The organism is Oxalobacteraceae bacterium OTU3CINTB1, from assembly GCA_024123955.1.
Lineage (GTDB): Bacteria > Pseudomonadota > Gammaproteobacteria > Burkholderiales > Burkholderiaceae_D > Rugamonas.
Genome location: CP099652.1, coordinates 2,522,314 through 2,546,431, shown reverse-complemented (window position 1 = coordinate 2,546,431; position 24,118 = coordinate 2,522,314). Strand labels below are relative to the sequence as shown.

Annotated in this window: 15 protein-coding genes and 1 riboswitch; of the genes, 4 read left to right on the top strand and 11 right to left on the bottom strand. The window is 65.4% G+C overall.

From position 1 onward, the window contains the following. Positions 1-211: 211 nt before the first annotated feature. Entirely contained in the window at positions 212-547 is a 336-nt protein-coding gene (locus NHH73_11095; protein USX29608.1) for a hypothetical protein, read from the bottom strand. Positions 548-792: 245 nt separating this feature from the next. Between NHH73_11095 and ompR the strand changes: the two genes are divergently transcribed. The 3 genes from ompR to NHH73_11080 are packed head-to-tail and all read left to right on the top strand — an operon-like array spanning position 793 to position 3,698. After that, positions 793-1,560 (top strand): two-component system response regulator OmpR, encoded by a 768-nt coding sequence (ompR, locus tag NHH73_11090; protein USX28790.1) that lies wholly within the window; start codon positions 793-795, stop codon positions 1,558-1,560. Positions 1,561-1,584: 24 nt separating this feature from the next. After that, positions 1,585-2,952 carry an ATP-binding protein gene (locus NHH73_11085; GenBank protein ID USX28789.1) on the top strand — a complete coding sequence of 456 codons (1,368 nt, stop codon included), beginning with the start codon at positions 1,585-1,587 and terminating at the stop codon, positions 2,950-2,952. After that, a complete protein-coding gene (locus NHH73_11080; protein USX28788.1) occupies positions 2,949-3,698 on the top strand; it encodes a hypothetical protein in 750 nt (249 codons plus the stop codon). Before NHH73_11085 ends, NHH73_11080 begins: the two co-directional genes overlap by 4 nt. Here the strand turns inward: NHH73_11080 and NHH73_11075 are convergent. Next, positions 3,682-4,170, bottom strand: coding sequence for an immunity 26/phosphotriesterase HocA family protein (locus NHH73_11075; GenBank protein ID USX28787.1), 489 nt, complete (start codon positions 4,168-4,170; stop codon positions 3,682-3,684). The two genes, NHH73_11080 and NHH73_11075, sit on opposite strands and share 17 nt — an antisense overlap. Positions 4,171-4,367: 197 nt before the next feature. Then, a riboswitch (TPP riboswitch) is annotated at positions 4,368-4,466 on the top strand. 56 nt (positions 4,467-4,522) lie between these two features. Here NHH73_11075 and NHH73_11070 point away from each other — a divergent pair. Further along, positions 4,523-6,691, top strand: a complete 2,169-nt coding sequence (locus NHH73_11070) for a TonB-dependent siderophore receptor (protein USX28786.1) — start codon at positions 4,523-4,525, stop codon at positions 6,689-6,691. 34 nt (positions 6,692-6,725) lie between these two features. On the opposite strand, the gene NHH73_11065 is transcribed toward NHH73_11070, so the two are convergent. The 9 genes from NHH73_11065 to NHH73_11025 form a co-directional block, all read right to left on the bottom strand. Then, complete coding sequence (locus tag NHH73_11065; GenBank protein ID USX28785.1) at positions 6,726-7,262, bottom strand: ATP-binding protein; 537 nt, start codon at positions 7,260-7,262, stop codon at positions 6,726-6,728. Next, a complete protein-coding gene (pnuC, locus tag NHH73_11060) occupies positions 7,259-7,936 on the bottom strand; it encodes a nicotinamide riboside transporter PnuC (GenBank protein ID USX28784.1) in 678 nt (225 codons plus the stop codon). Before pnuC ends, NHH73_11065 begins: the two co-directional genes overlap by 4 nt. Next, positions 7,936-10,074, bottom strand: a complete 2,139-nt coding sequence (locus NHH73_11055) for a S46 family peptidase (protein USX28783.1) — start codon at positions 10,072-10,074, stop codon at positions 7,936-7,938. Before NHH73_11055 ends, pnuC begins: the two co-directional genes overlap by 1 nt. 90 nt (positions 10,075-10,164) lie before the next feature. Then, the gene (locus tag NHH73_11050; protein ID USX28782.1) at positions 10,165-11,919 is read right to left on the bottom strand and encodes a PAS domain S-box protein; all 1,755 of its coding nucleotides are present in this window, start codon (positions 11,917-11,919) and stop codon (positions 10,165-10,167) included. Then, positions 11,916-14,516: a PAS domain-containing protein gene (locus NHH73_11045; GenBank protein ID USX28781.1), complete on the bottom strand. Its 2,601-nt coding sequence runs from the start codon at positions 14,514-14,516 to the stop codon at positions 11,916-11,918. The genes NHH73_11050 and NHH73_11045 overlap by 4 nt, the downstream gene beginning before the upstream one ends. A 147-nt stretch (positions 14,517-14,663) precedes the next feature. Continuing rightward, positions 14,664-16,121: an efflux transporter outer membrane subunit gene (locus tag NHH73_11040; protein ID USX28780.1), complete on the bottom strand. Its 1,458-nt coding sequence runs from the start codon at positions 16,119-16,121 to the stop codon at positions 14,664-14,666. Continuing rightward, positions 16,118-19,417 carry an efflux RND transporter permease subunit gene (locus tag NHH73_11035; GenBank protein ID USX28779.1) on the bottom strand — a complete coding sequence of 1,100 codons (3,300 nt, stop codon included), beginning with the start codon at positions 19,415-19,417 and terminating at the stop codon, positions 16,118-16,120. Before NHH73_11035 ends, NHH73_11040 begins: the two co-directional genes overlap by 4 nt. Continuing rightward, positions 19,414-22,533 carry an efflux RND transporter permease subunit gene (locus tag NHH73_11030; GenBank protein ID USX28778.1) on the bottom strand — a complete coding sequence of 1,040 codons (3,120 nt, stop codon included), beginning with the start codon at positions 22,531-22,533 and terminating at the stop codon, positions 19,414-19,416. The genes NHH73_11035 and NHH73_11030 overlap by 4 nt, the downstream gene beginning before the upstream one ends. Then, positions 22,533-23,903: an MdtA/MuxA family multidrug efflux RND transporter periplasmic adaptor subunit gene (locus NHH73_11025; GenBank protein ID USX28777.1), complete on the bottom strand. Its 1,371-nt coding sequence runs from the start codon at positions 23,901-23,903 to the stop codon at positions 22,533-22,535. Before NHH73_11025 ends, NHH73_11030 begins: the two co-directional genes overlap by 1 nt. Between the last annotated feature and the right edge of the window lie 215 nt (positions 23,904-24,118).

Below are 24,118 nucleotides of genomic sequence, written 5' to 3'. Positions count from 1 at the left end.
AATTAATTAATATTACACACAGACAAAGAAAAAGATAGCGATATTCGTAGTAAAAGCTCTACAACTGTAATGTTATTGTCACACATCAATAGCGATTTGCTATTTTTCGCGTCAAAAGAGCCTGAACAGCGCGGTGGACGCGTGCGGACGGAGGAAAAACCAAGAAAGGCAGGAAGAAATGGAGCACGGCCGGTGCGATCCCGGCCGATGCTTAGCGGCGTGGCGGATTGGCGTAAATATCCTGGCCCACTTCGTTGATTTGGCGGCGCAGATCGCGACGCTCGTCCGGCGTCAGGCGGCCGACGCGACGGTTCATCTCGGCGTTGCGGCTGGCTTCCTGCATGGCGCGGCGTTGCTCTTCAGCACGTGCCTCATAGTTATTGCGCTGCTCCGCCTGGCGCTGCTGGTCCGCCTGGCGCGGATCGGCTTGGCGCGGCTCGGCCTGGCGCTGGATTTGCACCTGCTGAGGACGATTATCATCTCGTCGCGGCCCGTCACCGGGCTCGGCATAGGCGTGCCCCACTCCCAACAAACCGCAGCACAGCAATAGCGAACCCATGGAGGATCGAACGCAAAAAGATGCGCTTGCTGCCGCGTGTATTTTTTTGTGATCGATGAACATGATGTTCCTAAAAGCTGAATCCGTGCTTGAAGTGTATGATGCTTTAACCGAGGGGGTAAGACCAATTGGGTAAAGTTTGTAACACTTTGTAATGGGTCGTCACAGACGTTTTCGCAAAGCGGATATGACGTTACCATAGCAACATCAATAAGACAATTCTGACAGAGCAAATGACTAGCACAACGACTGAATCCGGCAACAACTCCGCCAACCAGCATGGCCATCAAGCCAAGATCATGGTAGTGGACGACGACGTTCGTCTGCGCGATCTGCTGCGGCGCTACTTGACCGAACAGGGCTTCAACGTCTTCACCGCCGAAAGCGCGACCGCCATGAACAAGCTGTGGCTGCGCGAGCGCTACGACCTGCTGGTGCTGGACTTGATGCTTCCCGGCGAGGACGGCTTGTCGATTTGCCGCCGCCTGCGCGGCGCCGGCGACCAGACGCCGATCATTATGCTGACCGCCAAGGGCGAGGACGTGGACCGCATCGTCGGCCTCGAAATGGGCGCCGACGACTATCTTCCGAAACCGTTCAACCCGCGCGAACTGGTGGCCCGCATCGGCGCCGTGCTGCGCCGCCGCGGTCCCGACGAAATCCCCGGCGCGCCGTCGGAAACGCCGCAATCGTTCGAGTTCGGCCAGTTCGTCCTGGACCTCGGCACGCGCACGCTGAAGAAAAACGGCGAGACGGTGCCGCTGACCACCGGCGAGTTTTCGGTGCTCAAAGTATTCGCCCGCCACGCGCGCCAGCCGCTGTCGCGCGAGAAGCTGATGGAACTGGCGCGCGGGCGCGAATACGAAGTGTTCGACCGCAGCCTGGACGTGCAGATCTCGCGCCTGCGCAAACTGATCGAACCCGATCCATCGAGCCCGCTGTACATCCAGACCGTCTGGGGCCTGGGCTATGTGTTCATCCCGGAGGGGCAGCCGCGCTAAGTCGCGACAACCGCGAAGATGCGCATGAAGTCTCTTTCGAAGTTCCGTTTCGCTTTTCGGCTGGCCAGCATGAAAAGCGGCCTTTTCTGGCGCACCTTCTTCCTGCTCGGCGCCTTGACGACCACCAGCATGACCGCGTGGGTCGGCATGATCAGCGTGGTGCAGCACGAGCCGCAGGTACAGCAGATCTCCGCGCAGGTGATCTCGGTCGTCACCATCACCCACGCCGCCCTCACCCACTCGGCGCCCGAACTGCGGCGCGAGCTGCTGTTCGACCTGGTGTCGAACGAGGGCATCCGCGTGTTCCCGCTGGAGGAGGACGACAAGGTCGAACCGCCGCCGAAGAACGCGCTGATGCCCGACATCCAAAAACTGGTCAAGGCCAAGCTGGGCGCGGACACGCGCTTCTCGGCCAAGGTGAACGGCGTCTCCGGCTTCTGGGTCAGCTTCAAGATCGACGACGACCAATACTGGCTGATGCTCGAACGCGAACGCATACGCGGCCTGACCGGCATCCAGTGGCTGGGCTGGGCCAGCGTGGTGTCGGTGGTGTCGCTGCTTGGCGCGGCCTTCATCTCCAGCCTGATCAACCTGCCGTTGCGGCGCCTGACCAAGGCCACCCGCGCCTTCGCGCAGGGTAAGCGGCCGGACCCGCTGCCGGAAAGCGGCCCGGCCGAAATCATGGAGGCCAACCGCAGCTTCAACCAGATGGTCGACCAGCTGCAGCAGGTCGAATCCGACCGCGCCGTGATCCTGGCCGGCATCTCGCACGATTTGCGCACGCCGCTGGCGCGCATGCAGCTCGAAGTGGAAATGGCCAATCTGTCGACCGAGGCGCGCGAAGGCATCCAGTCCGACATCGGCCAGATGGACGCCATCATCGGCCAGTTCCTCGACTACGCCAAACCGACCGAGGCGTCGAGCTTCACCAACGTCGACATCAGCGAACTGCTGGCCGACACCGCGCACGAAGCCGGACGTTTGCAGGACGTGCGCGTGACCACCGCCATCGCCGCCGACGCCCACGTGATGGGCAACGGCACCGACCTGAAACGCGTATTCAACAACCTGGTCGAAAACGCGCGCCGCTATGGCAAGACACCGGACACCGACATCACCGAGATCGATATCCAATGCGCCGTCAAAGGCGTGGGCGCGTCCAGGCGCGTCGTCATCGAGGTGGGGGACCATGGCTGCGGCGTGCCGGACGACCAGATCGAACAACTGCTCAAGCCCTTCACCCGGCTCGACGCCGCGCGCGGCCAGGCCAACGGCGCCGGACTGGGACTGGCGATCGTCGACCGCGTGCTGCTGCGCCACGGCGCCGAGCTAACCTTGAGCAACCGGGAAGGCGGCGGCCTGGTGATCCAGATCGCGATGAAGGCGGTATGACGCGGCTGACCATTTTTGCGAGCGCGTTTTTATCGGCGTTGCTGGCCGCGCCGAGCGCCGGCGCGGCGGCGCCCGTGAAAGCCGGCACCGGCTCCGGGCCTGACAAGGCGGCCAAGCCGCGTATCGAACAACGCGCGCCGACGGCCGAGGAGCGGGAATCCTTCGATGAATTTTTCCGCGCCCGCAACGCGGCGCAACCGCAACGGCCGTGGGGCGCCGCGCCGCTGTTCGCCCCCGCGTTCGAGATCGAACGCCAGCGCGGCAAGCCATGGCACGTGATCGCCCGCGTCGACTCTGCGCCGCGCCGCTCGGCGCCGGAGCTGTGCCGCCAGATCCGCTCCAGTTTTGTCTACGACGCCGCCAAACCAAGCGGCGAACGCTGGAGCGACGCCGCCGAGGCGCCGCAGTGGTACGTGTGGCTGGCGCAACCCAACATTCCATGCCACGCGGCCAGATATACGGTATTGATGGATCAGGCACTGCCGCAGGCCGATGCGGTGGCCTTGCTGTGGCAGCACCGCGAGCTGCTACTGCGCGCGCGTCTGCTGTTTGCCGGCAACTCCGGCTGCGCGCGACAACGCGCCCTGACCTTCCGGCTGGCCGCGCTGAAACCGGCGGCCGCGATGGCGGGCGCGCCGGTGATGTTCGGACTGGTGTTTGAAAGCGACCGCGACACTGTCGCCACGGTCGCCGTGCGCAAGCACCGTGGCGAATACGCCGCGTGGAACGTCAGTTGCTCCGGTTGATCGGATGCTCGCGCGACTCCAGTAGCTTGGTCAGCAACAACTCGGTGGAGCCGTAGCCGTACAGCGAATCGGCCTCCAGGCCGGGCGTATCGTAGGGCACCGATTCTTCCCGCTCGGAACGGCTTGGATCGTTGTCGGAATAGGTCACGCGCCAGGCCCGCTTCAGCGCGTCGGCGCGGCGCAGGAACTGCGGCATCGGCCACAGCGCCGGATTCCAGTCCACCGCCTCGCCCAGCACGCGCCAATGACCGCTGGCCAGCGCCATATCGCCCACGCGCAGCACCTTGACGGCGTCCTGCGGCTGCAGGGTGTTGAGTTCTTCGATCGACGGTATCCTGTCGAGCTTGGGCCCGAACAGATAGGCCAGCATGATCTTGCTGCCCGGCGACAAGCGCGCGACGAGCCCCCAGCCGTAGCCACCGTCGAGCAACGGCACCGCAAACCAGCTTCCTTCATGATACGACTGCCTCATTCCACTCCTTTCGCTAGCACGAACCAGCAAAGTGGCGCCGAAATGCACTGACGAACAGGACATACCGCCGCCTCCACATATGCTGTGACTGCTTCATTGGCGCCGTGCGGCGCAAATCCAAAGTGTATCGGCGCGCCGCAAATTGTGTCGCACGCCACTGCGCGCGCGCCGGCCACCGTAACGAGTGTGATACACTGCCGGCTCGCTAGGGGTCCTGGGCATTTTGTTCCGGGTGAGAGATACCCTTCGTACCTGATCTGGATAATGCCAGCGAAGGAAAGCGCAAAGTAGTTCTCCCCTCCTTTGATGGCTCTCCTCGCGGCTTCCAGCCGAGAACAAGTAGAGAGCAGACATGTCCACACCACATTTCGCAGTTTCGGTCATCGCCTTGGCGGTGTTCCACGCATTTTCCGGCGCCGCCATCGCTGCCGACACCCCCGTCGCCACTGACGCTGCGGCCGAGGCCGCCGCTGAGCAGTCCATGCCGGAGGTCATCGTCAGCGCCACCAAAGTGCGCGCCAACACCGCCTCGGTCGCCGGCTTCGGCAACGCCCCGCTGCTCGAAACGCCGGCTTCGGTCAGCGTGTTGACGTCGCAACAGATGCTGGACCTGCAAATCCGCTCGACCACCGACGCCGCCAAATTCGACGCCAGCCTGAGCGACTCGTACAACGCCGTCGGCTATGCCGAGCAGTTCTCGATCCGCGGCTTCAAGCTCGACAACGCGTCGAGCTATCGCAAGGATGGCATGGTCATCCCCGGCGACACCCAGATCCCGCTGGAGAACAAGGAGCGCCTGGAAGTGCTCAAAGGCCTGTCCGGCCTGCAGGCCGGCGTCTCGGCGCCGGGCGGCATCGTCAACTACGTCACCAAGCGGCCGACCGACACCCCGGTGCGCACCGTCGTTCTGGAGGCGCGCGAGCGCGGCACCCTGTACGGCGCCGTCGATGTCGGCGGGCGTTTCGAGGACGACCGTTTCGGCTACCGCGTCAATGTCGCCGGCGAGCGCCTGCGCTCCTATATCAAGGGTGCCGACGGCAACCGCAAGTTCGTCTCCGCCGCCTTCGACTGGCGCATCTCGCCGCAGGCGCTGCTGCAGATCGACGCCGACTACCAGCGCAAGTCCCAACTGACCGCGCCGGGCTTCCAGCTGTTGGACAATACCACCTTGCCGGTGGTCGACGCCGACACGATGCTGAACAATCAACCGTGGAGCCGTCCGGTGGAAACCACCACCAGCAACATCGGCGCGCGCTTCGAATACAAGTTCTCGTCCGACTGGAGCACTACGGTCAGCGCCAACCAGCACCACTTCAAGCGCGACGACTACACCGCCTTCCCTTATGGCTGCGGTCCCAATTTCTACCCCGGCTACTGCGCCAACGGCGACTACGACGTCTATAACTACGTCAGCCTGGGCGAGAAGAAATCGCCGCTGACGGTGCAGGCGCTGGTGCAGGGCCGCTTCGCCACCGGCGCTCTGGCGCATGAATTCACCGGCGGCGCGTCGTTCCAGAAGAACAGCGAAAAATGGGGCGATTACATTTACACGGAATCAGGCCGTAGCAACATCTACCGGCCGGTAGTGGTTGCGCCGGTGGGCGGCGATGTCAACTCCCCCGCCTTCGAACGCCGCCACGGCAACGAGCGCTCGTTGTTCGCGCAGGATATCGTCAGTTTGAGCGCGCAGCTGAAACTGCACGCGGGCGCACGCTATGTTCAAGTCAGACGCGTGGAGTACGTGGGGCCCAATGACAAAAATGTCATGCTGCCGGATGCGAATACCGACGTTGGTTTCTGGCTGCCGAATGTGGCGCTGGTGTACAGCCTGCGTCCCAACGTCTCGCTCTACACCTCGTACGCGCAGGGTCTGGAGCTTGGTGGCATCGCGCCGATGCAGACCGAAAACGAAGGCCGGGCGCTGACGCCGTCGAAGTCCAGGCAGGTGGAAGTCGGTATCAAGGCCGACATCCGGCCGGACCTGAGCGCCACTATCGCGCTGTTCGAGATTCGCAAAGGCCTGGAATACACCGATGCGCAGAGGTTCTTCGTGCGTAATGGCGAAGCCCAGAACCGCGGTCTGGAAATGGCGTTGAACGGCCGCGCCACGCGCGAGCTGACGGTCGGCGTTTCGGCCACCGCGCTCAATACCCGGCAAAGCGGTACGGGCCTGGCCAGTTTGGACGGCAAGCGCGTGACCAACGTCGCCGCTTTCAAATCGTCGGTGTATGCGGATTACGCGGTGCCGCAGATTGAAGGCCTGAAGTTGAACGCGAACTGGCAGTACTCGGGCAAGAAGGCGTTCGATCCGGAAAACCAGGTGTTCGTGCCAAGCTACCACGTGCTGAACCTGGGGGCGTCGTATGCCACGCGCATCGGCGGTGTATCGACGACCTTGCGCGCCAGCGTGAACAACGCGCTGGACAAGTTCTACTGGCGCGATGTGACGCAGGATCTGGGTGGATATTTGATGCCGGGGGCGTCGCGCACGTTCCGCGTGTCGGCCCAGTTCGACCTGTAACGCCTATAGCCGCAGGTGGATCGGCGATGGCGGATCACGGCGTCGCGCTCAACAAGCGCTCCACCTGCGCCAACCGCTGCTGCGGATCGCCGGCTACCAGCACATAAGGTATCCGGCGCGCCGCCAACTCCTCCATCAACATTCGGTTGATGATCACGCTGACTTCTTCGCACTCGCGCTGCAAACCATCGGCGACCCATGGAATATCGGGCGCGGTCACCACCGTGAGCGCATAGTCGCGCTGGTGCTCGTCGGCCAGCCGCGCCAACTGGTCATCGATGCCGCCAAAATAATGACGGCTGTAGATCGCCGTCATCAGCGGCGCCGTGTCGCAGAACAGATACTTGTATGCCTGTTGCGCCGACGCGTTCTCGCGTTCACGCTGCGTACTGGCGATATAAAACTGGTCCGCAGCCACCGGCACCCGTCCCTGCACATCGACGAACTCACGCAAATACTCCGGCACCCAAACCGTCCCATGGCGCTCGGCCAAAGCGGCCGCCAAGGTGGTCTTGCCCGAAGAAGCCGGCCCCAATATCGCCACGCGTTGCGGCAACCCCGCCGATGTCATTCGAGCACCAGCCTGCGGCCGCCGGTCTGGTCGCCTTTATCGCCACCGCCCGCCCCCATGCCGGCCGACTGCTGCCAGGTGCGAAGGCCGACCACCGCCATGCCGACGAAAACGGCGTACAAGATCGCCGTCAGCATCAAGTGCTTGTGCAAATACAGCCCGACGTACAGCACATCGACAACGATCCAGACGTGCCAGTTCTCGATCTTCTTGCGCGACAGCAGCAGCTGTCCGACCAGGCTGCCGGCGGTCAGGAAGCCATCGGAGCGCGGCACGTCGGTATCGGTATAGGTCTTGAGGAACCACGCCAGCAGCACAAAGCCCGCCAGCCACGCCGCCACGGCGATCCAGCGGCCGCGCGCGTCGAGCGCGGTGACCGCCAGCCGTTCGTGGCGCTCATCCCCGTGCAACCACTGGTACCAGCCGTAAAACGAAACGCTGATGAACACCAGTTGCAGCCCCATGTCGCCGTACAGCCGCGAGCCGTAGAACACCAGCCCGTAGGTGGCCGACGAGATGATGGCGAACAGCCAGGCCCAATGGCTCTGGCGGATGTTCAGCCACACAGTGGCCACCGCCAGGATGAACGACACCAGTTCCAACGGGGTCGTGGCGAATACCGCCAGATGCAGCGGCAAATTCAGGTACCCCAACAGAACCGATAATTCGTGCATTATTTTTTCGCCGGATATTTGATCGTCATCTCTTGGAGCACGTTGTCGGCGTGATCGACTTCGCTCATCACCCACAGCATATACCGGATATCCAGATGGATAGCGCGGGTGATGGCGGGATCGAAGTACCAGTCCTTGGTGATCGACTCGTAGGTCGAATCGAAGTTCAGGCCGATCAATTCGCCCCTGCGGTTCATCACCGCCGAACCGGAGTTGCCGCCGGTGGTATCGGCGCTGCTCAAAAAGTCGACCGGCACGGTGCCCAGGATGGGATCCTTGAACCGCCCGTAGCGCTTGGCCTTGATGGCGTCGAGCTGCTTTTGCGGCGCGTTGAACGGATCCTTGCCTGTATGCTTCTCGACGATGCCTTCGACGGTGGTGAACGGCCCCTTGCTGATGCCGTCGCGCGGCGAGTAAGGCGCCACGGTGCCGTAGGTCACGCGCAAGGTGCCATTGGCATCCGGGTACACCGGCTTGCCCTGCGATTTCTTCCACGCGATGACGGCCTCCATGTAGCGCGGGATCACGCGCTCCAGATTGCCGTCCAATTCCTTGCGGCGCTCCTTGAGCGACTGCGCCGCGTCGTCCAGCTTCGCGGCCAGTTGCATGAACGGGTCATCCGAGGCCTTGACGGCGGCGGCGTCCTTGCCGATCCACGCCAGCCGCGTGGCGGTGTCGCCCAGCCGCGTCTTCGCATACATCGCCGGCACCGCCTCCGGCGCAGGCAGCAGCGGATCGAGGCCCGCCACGTGCATGGACTTGGGCAGCCCGGCGTAGCGCCGCAGCGACGCCACGAAACGCGCCTGGTCCACCTCGACCACGTACGACTGCTCCAGACGGTTCAGGCGCGCCTTGATGAAGGTGGCGTCGCGCTGCTGGAAACCGGTTTCGCGCTCGGCGTCCGGCTTCGCGCTTTCCAGCGCAAGGCGGTGCAGCGTGTTGGCGCTTTTCAGCAGATCGCCGGTGGTGGCGACGCTATAGCCGAATTCCTCATCGCTCAAAGCGATATCGGCCGCGATCACCGCGTCCAGTTCGGCCGGCAGCGTTTTCGACACGTCCTTCTGCGCCGCGTACCAGGCGCGGAACTCCGCGTCCTGCACGTCCTTGACGGCGGCGATGTCCTTGCGCGCGAAGCCGTCCATCAGGCCCTGCGATTTCTTCATCACGTTGTTCAGGCCTTTGGCGACGCTGGCGTAGCGCACTTCGGCAGCAGGGCTGCCCTTGGTGGCGGCCGCGATGACGTCGAGATCGGCCTGGATTTCGGCCACGCGGGCAGGATAGCCGACATCGCGCGCGGCGCGGATTTCCGACGGCAGTTTGTAGCGGCTGGTGCGGCCCGGATAGCCGGCCAGCAGCACCGGGTCGCCATTCTTCAGTCCCTCGGCCGACAGCACCAGAAAATCCTTCGACCGATAGGGTACGTTGTCCGGCGACGGATCGGCCGGACGGCCGTCCTTGCCCACGTAGGCGCGCAGGAACGCGAAGTCTCCCGTATGGCGCGGCCATTCGTAGTTATCGACGTCGCCGCCGTAGTTGCCGATCATGTCGGGCGGCGCGTAGACCAGACGCACGTCGCGTATCATCATCTGGCGGATGCGGTAGTATTCCAGCCCGCGATGGAAGGCCGGCACCGAGCAGCGGTAGCTCTTGTCGCTTTCGCATTCGGCGATCAGCGCCTTGACGGCTTTGTCCACCGCATCGTGGCGCTGCTTGCCGCTCATCGACGACGTCACGCCTTTGAGCACGCGGGCGGTGACGTTTTCCACCTTGTCGGTCACGTACACCAGCGAATTCGGGCCGCCCGGCAGCTCTTGCGCGCGGGTCCTGGCCAGGAAGCCGTCGACGATGTAGTTGTGCTCCGGCGTCGCGTTGCGCTGGATGGCGCCATAAGCACAATGGTGGTTCGTGACCACCAGGCCGGCGTCGGACACGAACGACGCCGAACATCCCGGCAGCGCGACAATGGCGCTCATCGGATGCTTCGACAGGTCGGCCAGCTTTTCGGCCGGGATGGTGATGCCGATACGTTGTAGTTCGGATTTCAGCTGCGGCAATTGGTATGGCTGCCACTGCCCTTCGTCGGCGTGAGCCGCCGCCGCGCCGAGGATAGCGGCCGGCAGCACTAGATATTTTAACAAGATAAAAGCCCCTGATTGAGTCCGGCAGTATATTCCTTATGCGGATGGCTGAAAATGCTTTTTGCGCATCCGGCGCCGCCACCAGCGCAGCTAACCGGCACCGCTTTCCTCCGGCAGGTCGAAGCCCAAGGTCAGCTTGCAGCCGCCGTCCGGCACATACTGCCCGATCTCGAAGCTGCCGCCCAGCGCAGCCACCCGCTGCGCCATGCCGATCAAGCCGAAGGACTCGCTCTTGCCTCGCTGGTGCGGCGCGATGCCGATGCCGTTATCGGCCACATTGAAGACCAGGCGCCCGCCGCGCACCGCCAGTTCGATGTCGACATGGCTGGCGTGGGCGTGGCGGCGCACATTGCTCAGCGCTTCCTGCATGCCGCGGAACAGCACGATCGCCATGTCCGACGTGATCGTCGCGAAGGTCGCCTCGTCGGGCAAGGTGAGCGCGCAGGTCATGCCGCTGCGCTTGCGGAATTCGGCGGCCTGCCACTCCATCGCCGCCTGCAGGCCCAGGTCCAGCACCGCCGGGCGCAATTCGTTCATGATGCCGCGCACATTGCGGATCGTCGTGTCGATATTCTCGAGCACCCCGTTGACGCGCCGGTGCAGGCGCGCGTGCCGCTCGCCGGTGCGGGCGCTAAGCATGGAAATGTCGATGCGCAGCGCCAGCAGGTTCTGTCCCAGTTCGTCGTGGATGTCGCGGGCGATGCGCTTGCGCTCATCCTCCTTGACCGTCTCCAGGTGCTCGGCCAGTTTGCGCAGCTGGTCGCGCGACTCGTGCAACGCAGCCTCGGTGCGTTTGCGCTCGGCCACCTCCAGCATCAGCAGCCGGTTCGCCTCGGTCAGCTCGGCGGTGCGCGCCGCCACCCGCCCATCGAGCTCGCGCGACAGTTTCAGCAGGTCGGCCTCGGCGCGCTGGCGCGCCGTAATGTCGGAGAACACACCGATGAAATGGCTGATGGCCCCGTTCTCGTCCCGGATAACCGTCAACGACATCGCAGCGACGTAAGGGACGCCGTCGCGCCGGCGGTTGAACACCTCGCCCTGCCATTTCCCATAGGTGCACAGGCAACGCATCGCCTCCGCGTGGTAACCCACGGGATGGGCGCCGGGCCGGCCCAGGAAGCGCGGATCGCGGCCCAGCGCCTCCTCCACCGGATACCCGGTGAGCGCGGTGAAGGCGGGATTGACGAAGACGATGCGCTTTTCGACGTCGCACACCATCACACCCTCGCCCATGCTGTCGATCACCTGGAAGGCACGGCGGCGCGCGGTCTCGCGGGCATCTGCGCTGCCGATATCGGTCAGGATCATGCGGCACTTGCGCGCGCCGGTGTCCAGATTGGCCTCGATGTGCACCCGGCGCTGCGCGTCGCCTCGTTGTGCGGCAAACAGCGGCACCTCCAGCACCCCGCGCCGCCCGCTGACAAGCAGCTCGGCCAGGAACCGGCGCAGGCCAGCCTGCGCCTGCGGCGCCACGAACTGCTCGAACGACCGGCCGGGCAGCTCCTCACGGCGGCAACCCAGCAAATCGCCGGCGGCGTAGTTGGCGCGCGTGATGCGGCCTTCAGGATTGAGCGACAGGTAACCGGCCGGCGCCTGGTCGTACAAGGCCGCGTAATGCTCGCGCGCCGCCTCGGCCAGATCGCGCTCGGTCTGGACCTCGGCCAGCGCCACATTCTGCATATCGAGCTCGATCTGGCTCACCTGCAGCTCGTGCCAGCGCTTGAGCGTCTCGCTGTCGGCGTCGGCCGGCGGCGGACGGCCGGTCTTGGCCAGCGCCGCAACCGCCTGCTCGGCCACATAGCGTAGCCGGTCGGGATCGAGTTCGGGGCGCTGGCGCTTGTTCATGCCGGCCCAGGACCTTTTTGCATGGACCGCAGCTGCGCCTCCAGCAGTTTCGATTCGGTGATGTTGATGAAGGTGACCACCACGCCGTCGATCACGTTTTCCACCGTCCGATACGGCATGATGCGCACCGTGTACCAGCCGCCGCTGCGCGTGGGGATCTGCTTTTCGCAGAACACCAGCGTGCGCAGCACTTCCTGCGCGTCGGCCTCCAGCTCCGGATACTGCAGGTCGTTGACGATGTCGCCCAGCGGCCGCTGCACGTCGCTCGGTATCAGCTTGTAGATCTGGGTGGTCTGGTCTGTGAAGCGGCGGATGCGCAGCTTGTTGTCGAGGAAAATGGTCGCCACGTCGGTGCTATTGAGCAGATTTTTCATGTCGCCGTTGACCAGCGACAGATCGTCCACCTTCGACTGCAGCTCGGCGTTGACGGTGTACAGTTCCTCGTTCAGCGACTGCATCTCCTCCTTGGAGGTGGTCAGCTCCTCGTTGGTCGATTGCAGCTCCTCGTTGGTCGACTGCAGCTCCTCGTTGGCCGACTTCAGCTCCTCGCGCGAGGCCTGCATCTCGTCGCGCACGGCCTGGATCTCCAGGCGCGCCTGCGCCAGTTGCTGCTCCAGCTCCAGCACCTGCGGGTTGGCGGAGCGCGAGCGGCGCTTTTCCGGCGGCAGCGGCAAGGTGGAGAAGGTCAGCATGACGGTGCCCGACAGCGGTCCCGAATCGGGCATCGCCTCCGCCGTCAGGTCCAGCGCCTGCGACGGTTTTCCGGCCGCGTCGCGCTGAATCAGGCCGCGCACGGCAATCATCTCTTCGCTCTGCGAGGCGCGTTTGAGCAGGTCGGTCAGTTCGTGGCGCAGGCCGTCGCGCGCCATCGCGTGGATGTTCCAATTGGCCTTGCCGGCGGCCGGCTCCAGGTAGGCGCCGGTGCGGCCATGGATGTACAGGATGTCGCCATGGACGTTGAGCAGCACGGCGGCCGGCGCGTGCTTCTTCAGCAGCAGCTGCTCGACCTGGGTTTGAAGATTTCCGTTCATGGATGGGTTGATAGGCTCGCTAACAGAAGGAATCGACACGCTGTTGACACGCGTGGGGAAGTAGTTGGCCACGCGGTGGGTGGAAGCGTCCAGCCGCCGGTAGATACGGCCGGCGCCGGTCATCGGCGCGAATAGTTCGTTGAAGTGGCCGGGCGTGTCGGCGCTGCCGAGCATCAGCAGGCCGCCGGTCTTGAGCGCGTAGTGGAACAGCGGGATCAGTTGTTCCTGCAGCTTGGCGGTGAAATAAATCAGCAGGTTGCGGCAGCAAAGGATATCGAGCTTGGTGAACGGCGGATCGGAAATGATGTTTTGGCACGCGAAAATGATCGTGTTGCGCACGTCCTTGCGGATCCGGTAGCCGCCCTTCTCGGCCGGCATGAAGTAGCGCTGCAGCAGTTCGCTCGAGACGTCGGCCTCGATGGCGGCGTTGAAGACGCCCTGGCGCGCGCGGTCGATGGCGTCTTCGTCAAGGTCGGTGGCGAAAATTTGCAGCGTGTAGCGCGCCGCGGGCCGCAGCCGTTCGAGCACCTCGTTGAACGCGATCGCCAGCGAATACGCCTCCTGCCCGGTCGAGCAGGCCGGCACCCACGCTTTGAAGGCGGCGCCGTCGGGGTGTTCCGCCAGCAGTTGCGGCAGCGCGCTCGCCATCAGGTATTCCCACACCTTGGGATCGCGGAAAAAGCTGGTCACGCCGATCAGCAGTTCCTTGAATAGCAGCTCGACTTCGGCCGGATTGGCGGCCATGTGGCCAACGTAGGCACCCAACGAGGCGCACTGGCACAGCTTTATGCGGCGCTCGATGCGGCGCATGACGGTGCTCAGTTTATAGTCGGAGAAGTTGGCGCCGGTTTGTTTGAGCAGCAGCTGGAACAACTGCTGCAGGGCCTCGCGCTGTGCCGACGCCTGCGCCGGCAAGCCGCCTTCGTGCCCGCCGCGCCATTCGGCGATATGCGCCGGCATCTCCGCAGGCGGCGCGACGATGTCGACCACCTCGGCGTCGACGGCGCTGCGCGGCATCGGATCGAAACGGGCCGACCCGGGCGGCTGCGCCATGGTCAGGCCGCCGTTATCGCGGATCGCCGCCAGCCCCTGGGTGCCGTCCACGCCCATGCCGGAAAGGACGATGCCGACCGCTCGCTCGCGGCCATGTTCGGCCAGCGCGCGGAAAAAGCTATCGATCGGCAAGCGAAAGCCGCGTTGTCCCGACGATGGCAGCACGGCGAACCGGCCATCGTCGAAGCCAAGGTCGCGGTCGGGCGGAATCACGTAGACATGGTCCGCTTCGACCGGCATGGCGTCGGTCACCTCGAGCACTTTCATCGGCGTCACACGCTGCAGCAATTCGGGCAACATGCCCTTTTGTACCGGGTCGAGATGCTGCACCACCACGTAGGCCAGGCCGCTGGAGGATGGCACCGCCACGAAGAACTCGCAGATCGGATCGAGGCCGCCGGCCGAGGCGCCGATGCCCACCACCGTCACCGGCGCGACGGACGAACGCACCGGCGCGCTATCGACGACAGCGAGCGGCGGGGTTGGGGCGTTGGAAAGCGGGCGTTTCGTCATCGTGGCATTAAACCAACCGTCGGGCCCCGCCGCCTGCTACACAACAAAGGATGCGGGCAGCAGGGAATGTGGTTTTTGTCTACATCTTGCCAGATGATTATACAAAGGTCGCGCCCAAAAACCAAGCGGGCGCGCCCCTCCACCGCCTTAGTCGCTTGCGGAATGCCAGCCGCCGCCCAGCGACTGGATCAATGCGATCGCCGTGGTCTGGCGGTCGGCCTGCGATTGCACCAGCGCGCGGCGCGCGTTCAGCGCCGTGGTCTGCGCGGTCACCACATCGGTGTAGCCCACCTGGCCGGCGCGGTAGCGGTTCAGCATCTGCACCTCCACCTGGTCGGCCGCCTCGGAGGCGATCCTGCGCAAGTCCTGCTGCTGCGCCAGCGCCCTGGTGGCCGACAGCTGGTTTTCGACGTCGGCGAACGCGGTCAGCACCGTCTGGCGGTAGCGGGCGATGGCGGCGTCGCGCGAGGCTTCGGCGCCGGCCACGCGGGCCCTGGTGGCGCCGGCGTCGAATAGCGTCTGCGCCGCCGACAGTCCCAACGACCACAAGCTGTTGGAGGCGTTGAACAGGCCCGATGCCGCGTTCGAGCCGAAGCCGTAGGAGCCGGTCAGGTTCAGGCTGGGGAAATAGGCGGCGCGCGCGATGCCGATTTGCTCGTTGGCGGCGGCCACCGAGCGCTCGGCCGAGGCGATGTCCGGACGGCGCTGCAGCAAGGTCGAAGGCACGCCCGCCGGCACGTCGGGCACCGTCACATTCCACGGCGCCGGCGCCAGCGCGAAATCGCTGGCGGCCTTGCCCAGCAGGACCGCGATCGCGTGTTCGAGCGTGGCGCGCTGCTGCACCAGCGTGACCTGGTCGATGCGGGCGTTGGCCAACTGGGTTTGCGCCTGCAGCAGGTCCGACTTGGTGGTGACGCCGGCGTCGAAACGGTTCTGCGTGATCTGCAGCACGCGCTCGTAGCCCTCGGTGGTGGCGTCGAGCAGCGCTTTTTCGGCGTCGGCCTGGCGCAGCAGGAAGTAATTGGTGGCCAGCTCGCCCTGTGCGGACAAACGGGCGGCCGCCAGGTCGGCGGCGCTGGCCTGCAGGCTGGCCTGGGCGCTGTTGGTGCCGGCGCGCAGCCTGCCCCAGATATCCGGCTCCCAGCTGCCGCCGATGTTGGCGCGGTACTGGCTGATGTTCTGGGTGTTGCCGCCGCCACCGGAGCGGGTGGCGCTGCCGTTCAAATCGACCGCCGGGAACAGCGCGGCGCGCTGCTCGCCGACCAGCGCCCGCGCCTGCGCGTAGTTGGCGGCGGCGATGGCGACATTCTGGTTCGAGACCTCGATGCTGTCGGCCAGCTGGTTCAGCAACGGGTCGCCGAACAACTGCCACCACGGCCCGCGTTCGAGCGTGTCGGCCGGCGCGGCGGCGGTCCATCCGGCGGCTGCCTTCTCGGCATCGGTGGCGGTTTCCTTGAAGGCCGCCGGCGACGGCGTCTCCGGCAGCTTGTAGGCCGGACCGACGGCGCAGCCGGCGGTCGCCAGCGCCGCCAGGGTCAGGACGGCCAGCGCGATGGCGCGATGGCGCGGCGCCGGACGGATGATGGTTGGTGCGTATGTGCTCATGGTGTGCTCGGCGACGGGTCGCTGTGAATTTTGCTTAATTGTTCTTCGGACGGACCGCGGCGGCGCAGCTTGTCCATCAGGATGTAGACCACCGGCGTGGTCAAAAGCGTCAGCAACTGGCTGGCGATCAGGCCACCGATGATGGCCACGCCCAGCGGCCGGCGCAGCTCCGAGCCCTCGCCGAAGCCTATCGCCAGCGGCAGCGCGCCCAGGGCGGCGGCCAGTGTCGTCATCAGGATGGGACGGAAGCGCAGCAGGCAGGCTTCGCGCACCGCTTCGAGCGGCGACAGGCCGCGTGAGCGCTCCGCCTCCAGTGCGAAGTCGATGATCAGGATGGCGTTCTTCTTGACGATGCCGATCAACAGGAAGATGCCGATCAGGGCGATGGTCGAGAACTCCATCTTGAAGATCAGCAGCGCCAGCACCGCGCCCACGCCCGCCGACGGCAAGGTGGTGAGGACCGTCACCGGATGGACCAGGCTTTCGTACAGGATGCCGAGCACGATGTAGATCACCACGATGGCGGCCAGGATCAGCAGCGGCAGCGACTTGTTGCTGTCCTGCGCCGTCTTGGCGGCGCCGGCGAAGCTGCCGCGCACATTGTTCGGCATGCCGATCTCCGCCTCCGCCGCCGCGATGTCGGCGGTGGCGTCGGACAAGCTGGCGCCGTCGGCCAGGTTGAAGGCGATGGTCGTCGCCAGCTCGCCGTCCTGGTGGTTGATCGATGTCGCCGTCGAGCTTTCCGCGAACCTGGCCATCGCCGACAGCGGCACCATGGTGGTGGCCGTGGTGCTCAGCGCGGAACCGGACGACGCGTCCCGGACCGCCGGCGCGGCGACGTTGGCGGCGGTGGCCGTGCTGGCGCTGGCGCCGGCGCCGGCGGTGGTCGCGCCGGCCGTCGTCGTCGCCGTCGCGGCGACCGTCGGCGCGCCGCTCGGGTTACTGGCGGTGGGCGCGGGCAAACCCTTCGACGGCACGTAGACGTCCTTCAGCGATTCCGGGCTCCTGCTGTAGTCGCGCGCCACCTCCATGATGACGTGGTACTGGTTCACCTCACCGTAGATGGTCGCCACCTGGCGTTGCCCGAAGCTGTTGTACAAGGCGTTGTCGATATCCTTGGCCGACACGCCCAGTCGCGAGGCGCTGTCCTTGTCGACGGTGACGAAGGTTTCGACGCCGTTTTCCGCCTGGTCGCTGTCGACATCGACCATCGACTTCCTGGCCTTCATCGCGTCCGCCAGACGGGTGGCCCATTTCTTCAAATCGGCTTCGTTGTCGCTTTTGAGCGTGTACTGGTTGTTGGCGTTGGCCGAGCGTCCGCCCGCGCGCAAATCCTGCACGGGACTGAGGAACAAAGTCACGCCCGTCACCCTGGCCAGCTTGGGCCTCAGGCGCGCGATGACGGCGTTGCCCGCCACGGTGCGTTCGCTGGCCGGCTTCAGGTTGATGAACATGAAGCCGCCGCCGGCGCGCCGCCCGCCCGTGAAGCCGACCACGGTGGCGACATCGGGATCGTCCTTGATGATGTTCACCAGCTGGCGCAGTTTGCCCTGCATGGCCTGGAACGAAATGCTCTGGTCGGCGCGGATGCCGCCGCTGATCTGGCCCGTGTCCTGTTGCGGAAAGCCGCCCTTGGGAATGGCCGCGAACAGATAGACATTCAGGCCGATCACGAACACGAGGCTGAGCATCACCAGCCAGACGCTCGACAGCGCCCAGTCCAGGCTATGTTCGTAGCCTTTGAGGACCCGGTCGAAGCCGGCCTCGAAAAAGCGCGCCACGCGGCCCGGCGGTTTCCCATGCTGGTCCGGCTTGAGCAGCCAGGCGCACATCATCGGCGTGGTGGTCAGCGAGATCACCAGCGAAATCATCACCGCCGCCGACAGGGTGATGGCGAACTCCTTGAACAGCGCCCCGAACTGGCCGCCCATGAACAGCAGCGGAATGAACACCGCGATCAGCGAGAGGCTGATCGACAGCACCGTGAAGCCCACCTCGCGCGCGCCGAGCAGCGCCGCCGACAGGCGGTCCATGCCGGCCTCGATATGGCGCTGGGTGTTTTCCAGCACCACGATGGCATCGTCGACGACAAAGCCGGTGGCCACCGTCAGCGCCATCAGCGACAGGTTGTTCAGGCTGAAGCCGAGCAGGTACATCACGCAGAAGGTGCCCAGCAGCGACACCACCGTGGCCACAGCCGGCACGATGGTGGCGCGCAGGTTGCGCAGGAAGACGCTCACCACCAGCACGACGAGCAGGATCGAAATGATCAAAGTGACCTCGATCTCGTGCAGCGACGAGCGGATCGAGTTGGTGCTGTCGCTGGCGATGGCGACGTTGACGTCGGGCGGCATCTGCGCCTGCAGCGCGGGCAGCTGCGCGCGCACGCTGTCGACCGTCTCGATCACGTTGGCGCCCGCCTGCGGCCGGATCAGCACGACGATCGCCGGCTGGCCGTTGAACAGGCCCAGATTGTTCACGTCCTCGACCCCGTCGACCACCTCGGCCACGTCCTTGAGGCGGATCGCCGTCTCGTTGCGCCATCCGACCACCAGGTCCTGATAGTCCCTGGCGTTGCGCCCGCCGCTGGCGTTGGCCGACTCGGTGTAGATCTGCAGGCGGCGGCCCTGACCTTGCAGCGCGCCGCGCGGGCGGTTGGCGTTGGTGGCCTGGATCGCCGCGCGCACATCCTCCATCGACAGGCCGTAGCGGTTCAGCGCATAGGGATTGAGTTCGACCCGCACCGCCGGCAGCGAGCCGCCGCCCAGTTCCACGTCGCCGACGCCGGTCACCTGGGACAGGCGTTGCAGCACGGTGTTGGAAACGGCATCGTAAATCTGGCCCGGCGTGCGCGTTTTGGACGTCAGCGCCAGGATCATCACCGGCGAGCCGGAGGTGTTGGCCTTGCGGTAGGTCGGATTGCTGCGCAAGGTGGCCGGCAGGTCGACGCGGCTGGCGTTGATCGCCGCCTGCACCTCGCGCGCCACGGCGTCGACGTTGCGGTTCAAATCGAACTGCAAGGTGATATTGGCGGAGCTGGTGCTGGAGCTGGACGTCATTTCATTGACGCCCGCGATCACGCCCAGATGGCGCTCGAGCGGCGTCGAGACGCTGCTGGCCATGGTCGACGGGCTGGCGCCCGGCAGGTTGGCGTTGACCGTGATGATGGGGAAATCGACCTGCGGCAGCGGCGCCACCGGCAGCACGAAGAACGCGCCGATGCCGGCCAGCGCGATGCCGATCGTCAGCAGGACGGTGGCGATCGGCCGTTTAACGAAGGGCGACGACAGGTTCACAGCGCACCGCCTTCGGCCGGCGCGGGTTTGGCCGCCGGCGCATTCGGCTTGCCGCCGCCGAAGCGGCGCGCCAGGCTATCGAAGCCCAGGTAGATCACCGGCGTCGTAAACAGGGTCAGAAGCTGGCTGACGATCAATCCGCCGAAGATGGCCAGGCCCAGTGGGCGGCGCAATTCGGCGCCCTCGCCCCAGCCCAGCATCAGCGGCACGGCGGCGAACAGCGCGGCCAGGGTCGTCATCAGAATGGGACGGAAGCGCAGCAGCGCGGCCTGGTGGATCGCCTCGCGCGGCGGCTTTCCGCCCTCGCGTTCGGCCTCGATGGCGAAGTCGATCATCATGATCGCATTCTTCTTGACGATGCCGATCAGCAGAATGATGCCGATGATGCCGATCACGCCCAGGTCCTGGCCGCTGATCCACAGCGCCAGCAAGGCGCCGACGCCGGCCGACGGCAACGTCGACAAAATCGTCAGCGGGTGCACATAGCTTTCATACAGCACGCCCAGCACGATGTAGACGCACACCACCGCCGCCAGGATCAGCCAAAGCTGGTTGGACAGCGAGGCCTGGTAGGCGCCGGACGCGCCGAGGAAGGTCAACGTCACCGACGGCGGGAACTTGATCTCGGCGGCGGCCTGCTTGATGCTGTCGACCGCCGTGCCAAGGGAGACGCCCGGCGCGGTATCGAAGCCCAGGGTGGTGGCCGGATACTGCGCCACGTGCGTCACCTGCAAAGGCGCCGCGCGCTCGCTGATGGTCGCCAGCGCCGACAGCGGCGTCGATTTGCCGGAGCCGGTGCGCAGTTGCAGGTTGCCCAGGTCCTGCGGCGTTGTGATGTCGTCGCTTTTCGCCTCCAGGATTACGCGGTATTGGTTGGTTTCGGTGAAAATGGTCGAGACGATGCGCTGGCCGAAGGCGCTGTACAGCGCGTCGTCGATCGAGGCGGCGGTGACCGACAGGCGCGAGGCGGTATCGCGGTCGACGGTGATGTAGGCGGCGTTGGCGCTGGCGCCGACGTCCGAGACGACGTTGCGCAGCTCCTTCTTGGTGCGCATCTGCTCCGCCAGCCTGGTTGCCCACTCGTTGACGGAGGCGTTGTCGGCGCCTTCGATCGACACGCGGAACTGGGTCGGCCCGGTTTCGGCGTCAATGGTCAAATCCTGGGTCGGCTGCAAATACAAGGTCAGGCCTGGGATCGTCGCCACGCGGTTGCGCAGGCGCTCCATGGTCTCCTGCTGGTTGCCGGTGCGCTCGCGCTTCAGGTTGATCAGCATGCTGCCGGTATGGAGCATGGTGTTGTTGGCGGCGTCGACGCCGACCACGGAACTGAGCGTGGCCACGTCCGGGTCTTCCAGCACCAGGCGGGCGGCCTGCTGCTGCAGCTCGGCCATCCTGGCGTAGGAAACGGCCTTGCCGGTTTCCAGGCGCGCCTGCAACTGGCCGGTGTCCTGGGTCGGGAACAGCCCTTTAGGGATCACCACGTACAGCAGCACCGTCAACAGCAAGGTGGCCAGTGCCACCAGCAAGGTCAGGCCGCTGTGTTTGAGCACCCAGATCAGCGCGCGGTCGTAATGGCCAATCACCCAGTCGAAGAACTGTTGGAAGCGCACGGCGAAACGGCTCGGCTGCTCTTCCCCGTGGCCCTTCAGCCAGCGCGCCGACATCATCGGCACCAGGGTCAAGGACACCGCGGCGGAGATCAGGATCGTGATCGCCAGCGCCATCGCGAACTCGCGGAACAGCCGGCCCACCACGTCGCCCATGAACAGCAGCGGTATCAGCACCGCGATCAGCGACACAGTCAGCGAGATGATGGTGAAGCCGATCTGCTTGGCGCCCTTGAGCGAGGCTGCCATGGGCGTCTCGCCCTCCTCGATGTAGCGGGCGATATTCTCGATCATGACGATCGCATCGTCGACCACGAAGCCGGTGGCGATGGTCAGCGCCATCAGCGACAGGTTGTTCAGGCTATACCCGAGCAGATACATGATGCCGCAGGTGCCGATCAGCGAGATCGGCACCGACAGGCTGGCGATCACGGTGGCGCGGATGCTATGCAGGAAGGCGAAGATCACCAGCACCACCAGCAGCACCGCCAGCACCAGCTCCATGCCGACGTGGGTGACCGAGGCGCGGATGCCGGTGGTGCGGTCGCTCAGCACCTCCAGCTTCATGGCGCCGGGCAGGCCGGCCTCCAGCTCCGGCAGGCGGGCCTTGATGGCATCGACAGTGGCGATGACGTTGGCGCCAGGCTGGCGCTGCACGTTGAGGATGATGGCCTGCTTGTTGCCTGACCATGCGCCCAGCTGCACGTTTTCCGCGCTGTCGACCACCTGCGCCACGTCGGCCAGGCGCACCGGGGCGCCGTTCTTGTACGCCAGGATCAGGTTCTGGTAGTCCTTGGCGGCCACCAGCTGGTCGTTGGCGTTGATGGTGTAGGCGCGGGTCGGGCCGTCGAAACTACCCTTGGCGCCGTTGGCGTTGGCGGCGGTGATCGCCGTGCGCAAGGTGTCCAGGCCCAGGCCATAGGACGCCAGCGCGTTGGTGTCGGCCTGGATCCGCACCGCCGGACGCTGGCCGCCGCTGAGCGTCACCAGGCCGACGCCGGAGACCTGGCTGATCTTCAGCGCCAGGCGCGTGTTGACGATATTTTGCACCTCGGTCAGCGGCATCGTGTCGGAGGTGATGGCCAAGGTCAGCACCGGCGCGTCGGCCGGATTGACCTTGGCGTAGATCGGCGGCGCCGGCAAATCGGTCGGCAGCAACGAGGAGCCGGCGTTGATCGCGGCCTGCACTTCCTGCTCGGCCACCTCCAGCGTCTGTCCCAGTCCGAATTGCAGCGTGATGATGGAGACGCCGGCCGCGCTGGTGGAACTCATGCGCTGCAGGCCCGCCATCTGGCCGAACTGGCGTTCCAGCGGCGCCGTCACGGTCTGTCCCATCACCTCCGGACTGCCGCCCGGGTACAGCGTTTGCACCTGGATGGTGGGGAAGTCGACCTGCGGCAGCGCCGACAGCGGCAGGAACTTGAAGCCGACCAGGCCGGCCAGCACGATCGCCAGCATCAGCAGCGAGGTCGCCACCGGCCGCTGGATAAATGGAGCGGATGGACTCATTATTGTGCCGCGCCCTGTTCTTTACGGTGGCGGCGCTCGGCGGGCGGCGCCGACGCGGCGTCGGCGGCGGCCGGCGTGCCAGGGGCGGCACCGGCAGCACCAGCGCCATGCGCGCGGCGACCGGCCCCGGCGCCCGGCAAGGTCACCTTGGCGCCTTCCTTGAGGCGGTCGGCGCCCTCGGTGATCACCTGCTCGCCCGCTTGCAGGCCGCTGGCGATCTGCACCCTGTCGACGGTCGCCTCGCCGCGCGTGATGCTGCGCATGGTGACGCTCTTGTCGTCCTTGAGCACCCAGACGAAATCGCCCTTGGTGCCATGGCGCACGGCGTTCACCGGCACCATGATCGCATCCTTGATGGTACGCAGTTCCAGGCGCACGTTGACGAACTGGCTCGGGAACAGGTTCGACTTGGCGTTGTCGAAGCGCGCCTTGGCCTTGACGGTGCCGGTTTGCGTATCGACCTGGTTGTCCATCGCCGCGAACTTGCCGCTGTCGAGGGTATTGGTACGGGTACGGTCCAGCGCCAGCGCCGGCAGCGCGGCGCCCTCGTTCACGCGCTGCATCACGCCCGGAACGCTGTCCTGCGGAATCGAGAATTCCACGTCGATCGGCGACAGCTGGGTGATCACGGCGATGCCGGTGGCGTCGCCGGAGCCGACCAGGTTACCGATATCGACCACGCGCAGGCCGACCCGGCCCGTAATCGGCGCGATCACCTTGGTGTAGCCCAGATTGAGTTTGGCCGTGCCCTCGGCGGCGCGGTCGGTCATGACCGTGCCTTCGAGCTGCTTGACCAGCGCCGCCTGCGTATCGACGTCCTGGCGGGCGATCGAGTCCTGCTTGAGCAGCGTTTGATAGCGCTGGAGCGTCAGTTTGGCGTTTTCCAGCTGCGCCTCGTCGCGCTGGCGCTGGCCGCTGGCCTGCAGCAGCGCCATCTCGAACTGACGCGGATCGATCTGCGCCAGCACCTGGCCGGCCTTGACCATCTGGCCTTCCTTGAAGAGCACCTTCTGCAAAATGCCCGATACCTGCGGCCGCACGGTGGTGGTGGCGGCGGCGGTCACGGTGCCCAGCGCATCGAGGGTCACCGGAATGTCGACCTTGAGCGCCGTCGCCACGCCAACGGTGGTTGCGGGCGCGCCGCGCCGGCCGCCGCCCGCTCCCGGGCCACCGGGCCCGCCGGGGCCTCCCGGACCGCCGGCACCCGGCGGCCCGCCGGCCGCCGTCGGCGCCGGCTGGTGGGTCAGATACCATGCCAGGCCGCCCAGCGCCGCCATCGCGGCGACAGCGATCACGCCGCCGACGACTTTACTGCGGCGGCTGCGCTTCGGTGGGTTGACGTTCTGAGTCGGCGTGGCTTGCGAATCCATTGTTATCCTTTTAGAGGCTTGCGTGTCCATGGCAAAAACACCATGGCGGTTGATGCGTGGACTCTAGCATATGCACCCTTGCCTGTCAGGGGCCTGCAACCCCGGGTTACAAACTCGCTACAAAACTGACGATTTCCCCACGAAGCGTTCATCCCGCTTTACATTTCTTTACGGGTTTGACATTCCCGCGACATGCTGAAACAGCACACTTGCAC